Genomic DNA, 4,809 nt, shown 5'->3' with positions numbered 1-4,809 from the left:
GGCCGGCGGCCGGCCTCAGACGCCGGACAGGCTGCCGACCGCGGGCTCGTGGGCGACGCCAACGGGCTGCGCCGGGGATGTCAGCTTGAGCCGCTCGGCCTTCAGCTCGGCCAGGGCCGCCTTCGCGAACTCGATCTCGCTGCTCAGATCCTCCAGGACGGTCCGTCCCTCCTGGGCGAAGGCCTGCACGGCGTTGCTCGCCCCGACCATGGCGCAGGCGCTCCAGTCGATCATGTCCCGGTACTGCGCATGATACCGATCCAGACGCTTCAGCCGCATGTACATCGGCACCAGGCACCCCGTCGTCGCGACCAGGGCGGCGAAGAGCAGGGCTTCAGCGAGAGAGAACATCGTCGATAAACTCCTGATCCTGATCGATGAACCGGTCGACGCGCAGCACGATGGTCCCATCCTGCTGTCCGACGTCGCACCAGAACAATTCCCGGTTGTTGCCTTCGAGCTTGACCCGGGTCGTCGGCGTCGCCCGCAGCTCGATCACCTGGCCGACCTCGAGGCTTGCGATCTCGCCCAGGGTCAGGGGCTTCTCCTCCAGGATCGCCTTGAGCGTGACCGGGGTCTTCTGCACCTCGCCGGCGATCTGCCGGGTCCAGCGGGAATCGCGGGACGTGCTCTCGCCGACCAGGATCCGGGCCAGGCTCTGGCGCATGGGGTTGAGGACGGATTGCGGGATGACGATGAACATCTCGCCGCCGCGGTTGAGCGCCTGCAGGACGAACTTGGCGGCCACGGCCTGGTTGTTCCGGCGGCCGATCACCGCGAAATCCATGCGCAGCTCCGTCCGCTCGAGCTTGAACGGCGTGTCCGCCACGAGGGCGAAGGCGGCCTGCAGGGCCTTGCCGATCTGGTCGAAGATGCGCTGCGCGATCCGCATCTCGATGGCCGAGAAGGAGCGCTCCTCGTCGAGGGGCGGCTCCGAGCCGTCCGACCCGAGCAGGACCTCCACCATGGTGAAGACGAAGTCGCGGTCGAAGCCGACCAGGATGTGGCTGTCCCATTCGGGCGCCTGGAAGATGCCCGCGATGGCGTTCGCCTCGTAGGGCTCCAGGATGTCCCCGAAGCGCTGGCTCTCGACGTTGCTCAGGGAGAAGTACACCGGCGACGCCGCGAAGTGGCGCAGGTGCTCGGCGCTGAACGTCGCCACCCGGTCCAGGATCACGTGCAGCATCGGCAGCCGGTCGAGCGAGAGGCCCGCGGCGTCGAGCAGCCGGTCCCGGATGTCGCTGGTGACCTGTTGCTTGTCCTGGTCCGCCATCATGCGGCCTCGCGCATGCCGGCCTCGCCGCGCGAGCCGTTCGTGATCGTGGCGTTCTCGACCTCGTCGATCGTCGGCCGGTTGCCGGCGGAGATCGCCTTCCGGCCGTGCTCGATGGCGATCTGCGGCAGGGCGCCGTTCATGTAGGCCAGCAGGGTCTGCTTCACGATGATGTAGACGCGCCCCTGCGATTCGCGGACCGTCTTCACCTTGGTCGCCAGGGGGGCGATCACGCTGTAGGACATGAAGATGCCGCTGAAGGTGCCGACCAGGGCCGCGCCGATCAGGTGGCCCAGGAGCGCCGGCGACTGATCCAGCGCGCCCATCGCCTTCACGATGCCCAGCACCGCCGCCACGATGCCGAGCGCCGGCAGCCCGTCGGCGATGCCGCTCAGGGCGGCATACGGCTTCAGCTTGTCGCGCCGGTGGGTGATCATCTCCTCCTCCATCAGCGCCTCGATCTCGTGGGGTCGGGCGTTGCCGATGAGGATGAGACGCACGTAGTCGCAGATGAACAGGGTCAATTCCTTGTCGCGGATCACCTTCGGGTAGGCCTTGAAGATCTCGGATTCGTCCGGATTCTCGAGATGCGGCTCGACCTCGTTGCGGGGCTTGGACCGCAATTCCCGGGTCAGCGCGAACAGCAGGCCGAGCAGCGCGAGGTAGTCGTCCTTCTTCGGGGCCCGGGACAGGACCGCGTCCACGATCGCGGTGCCGGTATCCTTGACCACCTTCAACGGGTTGGCGACCACGAAGGCGCCGAGCGCCGCGCCCCCGATGATGACGAACTCGAAGGGCTGCCAGATCACGGCGAGGTGCCCGCCCATCGCCGCGAACCCGCCGCCGACGCAGCCGATCGCGATCAGCAAGCCTAAAATAACACCCACGCGCGGCGCCCTGACGTCGTTCCACTCAGTAGCGCCGGATCTAGATCGGCATGCTTGCGCAAGGCTGGAGCCCGTGTCGGGGCAGGGCGGCAGTCCGCGATATGAAAAAGCAAGGTTCAGGCAAGCCTGAGCCGATAGTCTCGCGTCCAACGGACAGACGAAGGATGCGTCTTATGACCTCGACCTTCACCGAATACCAACATATCACCCGCAATTTGACCGGGGCACTTACTCGCAAGGCCTCCGAAGCGATCGTAAAGCGGGACATACAATATTTTCGCGACAATATCGGCAAGGTCAAAACGGTCGACGATCTTATCGGCAATCATCGGCTCTTCAGCTTCGCCATGAAGGCCTACGGCCTCGACGACATGATCTATGCGAAGGCCTTCATGAAGAAGGTTCTGACCCGCGAGGCCGACAGCAAGGGGAATGTCCTCGTCGAGCGGCTTCAGGATTCGCGATACCAGGATCTCGCCAGAGCCTTCAACTTCTCGAATTCCGGAGCAACCTTCGACTCCAGCGCCGGCGCGCAACGTGCCACCATCGACAGCTACGTTCGCCAGAATCTCGAAACGGACGCCGGGGCGGATGACGAGGGCGTCCGCTTGGCCTTGTATTTCCAACGCAAGGCCGGAACGATCAAATCCGCCTACTCGATTCTTGCGGACAAGGCGCTGGCCGAAGTCGTTCGGACCGCACTCGGCATTCCGTCCGAAGCCGCGAGAGGCAGCATCGACGCGCAGGCCAACCTGATCAAGCGCAAGCTCGACATCTCAAGCCTACAGGATCCGGACAAGCTCAACACGTTCCTCAAGCGCTTCACCATCATGTGGGATACGCAGAACAACGCGCCGTCCACGCCGGCACTGTCGCTCTTCAGCGGTGCCGATTCCGGCCTCGATGCCGGCCTCCTGGTCAAGCTCTAATCCATCCGGCTGGGAGGCCGGTGACATGCAATCGTCGCTCTACGTCACGCTGTCCGCCCAGGTCGCCCTCGAACAGCGCCTGACCACGGTGGCGAACAACGTCGCCAACCTCGGAACCGCCGGCTACCGCGCCGAGGAGGTGAAGTTCGAGACGATCCTGTCCCAGGCGGGGGGCCGCGACGTCGCCTTCGCGACGCCGGGCGAGACGTTCCTGTCGCGCAAGGCCGGCCCGCTCAACAAGACCGACAGCCCCCTCGACGTGGGCATCCAGGGCGACGGCTGGATGGCGGTGCGCGGCCGGGCCGGGCCGGTCTACACCCGGGACGGCCGGATGCAGATCTCGGCGGCCGGCGACCTCCAGGACCTCAACGGACGGGCGATCCTGGATCCGGGCGGATCCCCGATCACCGTCGATCCCGAAGGGCCGCCGATCACCATCGGCCAGGACGGGATCATCGCCCAGGGGGCCAACCAGATCGGGGCGCTCGGCGTCTTCCGCCTCGATCCGGCCGCGAAGCTCACCCGCATCGACGGCAACGCGGTGACGTCGGACCGGCCGGGCACCCCGATCCTCGACTTCAACCAGCGCGGCGAGACGGCGGTGCGCGTGCAGCAGGGCTTCCAGGAAGGCGCCAACGTCAACCCGGTCATGGAGATGTCGCGGCTGATCCTGATCACCCGCACCTTCGAGGGCGCCGCCGCCGCGGTGGCGGAGACGGAATCCTCGCTGCAGAGCGCGATCCGCGGCCTCGGGCCGGCGAGCTAGAACCTCCGATGCGGCACTGACCCGAAGCAGTCCGCGCGCGGGCCGGATCGGGATTCCCATGGGCCCGCGGCCCTTTGGCGGGGCTCGGGGCACGGAGCCCCGACGTTCGCAGGGCTCCAGGCAGGGGCCTTTCCGGAGATCACCATGAACGCCCTCGACCAGCTCGGCCTCGCCCTCGAGGACCGGGACGCCCATCCGGTCATCCGGGTGGGCGGCTCGGTGAGCGAGATCGGCTTCGGCCATTGCCGGATCAGGATCACCCTGCCCCTGCTGAAGCTCGGCGACCGCATGCAGATCGAGGCGGGCGACCAGCGGATCGACGGCGAGGTCGTCCGGATCGACGGCGAGGGCGTGATCCTCAAGCCGTTCGACACCCGGATCGAGGCCGGCCTCGGCGCCCCGGCCTACCGGGTGACCGCGTTCGATCCCCGGCCGTGCGAGGCGTGGAAGGGCCGCGTCATCGATGCCCTCGGGCGGCCGATCGACGGCGACGGCGACCTCCCCAAGGGCAACCAGGCGATGCCGCTCGACGCCAGCCCGCCGCCCGCGATGCGCCGCTCCCGGGTCGACCAGCCGCTGAAGACCGGCGTGAAGGCGCTCGATCTGTTCACGCCCCTCTGCGCCGCGCAGCGCATCGGCATCTTCGCGGGGTCGGGCGTCGGCAAGTCGACCCTGCTGTCGATGCTGGCCCGGTGCTCGGGGTTCGACACGGTGGTCGTCGCCCTGGTGGGCGAGCGCGGGCGCGAGGTGCGGGAGTTCCTGGAGGGGCCGATCCAGGAGAGCCGGGCCCGCGCGGTGGTGGTCGTCGCCACGGGGGACGAGAGTTCGATGATGCGCCGGCAGGCGCCCAAGCTCGCCTTCGCGGTCGCGGAGTATTTTCGCGACCGGGGCCAGTCGGTCCTGCTCGTGCTCGATTCGGTGACGCGCTTCGCCCACGCCGCCCGGGACGTCGCC

General features: G+C 67.5%; 5 protein-coding genes and 1 pseudogene. 3 read left to right on the top strand and 3 right to left on the bottom strand.

Going from position 1 to position 4,809, the window contains the following annotated elements:
- Positions 1-15: 15 nt before the first annotated feature.
- Genes FV228_RS20480 through motA form a run of 3 tightly spaced genes read right to left on the bottom strand, consistent with a single transcriptional unit; the run spans position 16 to position 2,160 of the window.
- Complete coding sequence (locus FV228_RS20480) at positions 16-351, bottom strand: hypothetical protein (RefSeq protein WP_147856301.1); 336 nt, start codon at positions 349-351, stop codon at positions 16-18.
- Positions 335-1,276 (bottom strand): FliM/FliN family flagellar motor switch protein, encoded by a 942-nt coding sequence (locus FV228_RS20475; RefSeq protein WP_246693966.1) that lies wholly within the window; start codon positions 1,274-1,276, stop codon positions 335-337. The genes FV228_RS20480 and FV228_RS20475 overlap by 17 nt, the downstream gene beginning before the upstream one ends.
- Positions 1,273-2,160, bottom strand: coding sequence for a flagellar motor stator protein MotA (gene motA, locus FV228_RS20470; protein ID WP_147856300.1), 888 nt, complete (start codon positions 2,158-2,160; stop codon positions 1,273-1,275). The genes FV228_RS20475 and motA overlap by 4 nt, the downstream gene beginning before the upstream one ends.
- Before the next feature lie 173 nt (positions 2,161-2,333).
- On the opposite strand from motA, the gene FV228_RS20465 reads away from it, so the two are divergent.
- The 3 genes and pseudogenes from FV228_RS20465 to fliI all read left to right on the top strand — a co-directional run.
- Positions 2,334-3,089: a DUF1217 domain-containing protein gene (locus FV228_RS20465; RefSeq protein WP_147856299.1), complete on the top strand. Its 756-nt coding sequence runs from the start codon at positions 2,334-2,336 to the stop codon at positions 3,087-3,089.
- 25 nt (positions 3,090-3,114) lie between these two features.
- The gene (gene flgF, locus FV228_RS20460) at positions 3,115-3,855 is read left to right on the top strand and encodes a flagellar basal-body rod protein FlgF (protein ID WP_147856298.1); all 741 of its coding nucleotides are present in this window, start codon (positions 3,115-3,117) and stop codon (positions 3,853-3,855) included.
- Positions 3,856-3,993: 138 nt separating this feature from the next.
- Positions 3,994-4,809, top strand: a pseudogene (gene fliI / locus FV228_RS20455) (flagellum-specific ATP synthase FliI); the annotation flags it as partial.

The organism is Methylobacterium sp. WL18 (assembly GCF_008040015.1).
GTDB lineage: Bacteria > Pseudomonadota > Alphaproteobacteria > Rhizobiales > Beijerinckiaceae > Methylobacterium > Methylobacterium mesophilicum.
Note: the sequence above shows the minus strand (reverse complement) of the source record. Positions and strands in the feature narration are given on the sequence as shown.

Excerpts from the sequence above, each read along its gene's own strand:
- FV228_RS20480 (WP_147856301.1), bottom strand. The coding sequence starts at position 351 with ATGTTCTCTCTCGCTGAAGCCCTGCTCTTCGCCGCCCTGGTCGCGACG.
- FV228_RS20475 (WP_246693966.1), bottom strand. The coding sequence starts at position 1,276 with ATGATGGCGGACCAGGACAAGCAACAGGTCACCAGCGACATCCGGGAC.
- FV228_RS20465 (WP_147856299.1), top strand. The coding sequence starts at position 2,334 with ATGACCTCGACCTTCACCGAATACCAACATATCACCCGCAATTTGACC.
- flgF (WP_147856298.1), top strand. The coding sequence starts at position 3,115 with ATGCAATCGTCGCTCTACGTCACGCTGTCCGCCCAGGTCGCCCTCGAA.